Origin of the sequence: Cytobacillus oceanisediminis 2691, from assembly GCF_007678455.1 — a bacterium.
GTDB classification, from domain to species: Bacteria; Bacillota; Bacilli; order Bacillales; family Cytobacillaceae; genus Mesobacillus; species Mesobacillus oceanisediminis_A.
On record NZ_VEEP01000271.1, the window covers coordinates 1 to 259 of the forward strand.

Annotated in this window: 1 protein-coding gene; it reads left to right on the plus strand. The window is 47.1% G+C overall.

Annotation, left to right across the window (positions count from 1 at the left end; all coding sequences use genetic code 11):
• Positions 1–55: 55 nt before the first annotated feature.
• Positions 56–259, plus strand: a 204-nt coding sequence (locus FS736_RS23820; protein WP_395883952.1) for a hypothetical protein, incomplete at its 3' end; no start/stop codon positions are given.

Here is a 259-nt window from a genome sequence, read left to right on the forward strand (position 1 = left end):
GGGGGGGGGGGTTTAGCTTGGAGATGCGAGGGTTTGGGGGATGGAGTTGAAAGAGGTGGAGGGAGTGGATGGAAAGATTTTTGGGAAAGAAAAGGGGTTTTATGTGGAGGTGGTTGAGGATAAGTATCAGTATGGAGATATGATGGGTTTTGGGGTGGTGAATGAAAAGGGGGAGTATTATCTGGGTGTGGAAAGGGGTTTGGAGTGTGAAGAGTTGAAAAAATGGGGAGAAGATGAGTGGAGGAAAAAGAGAGTGTAT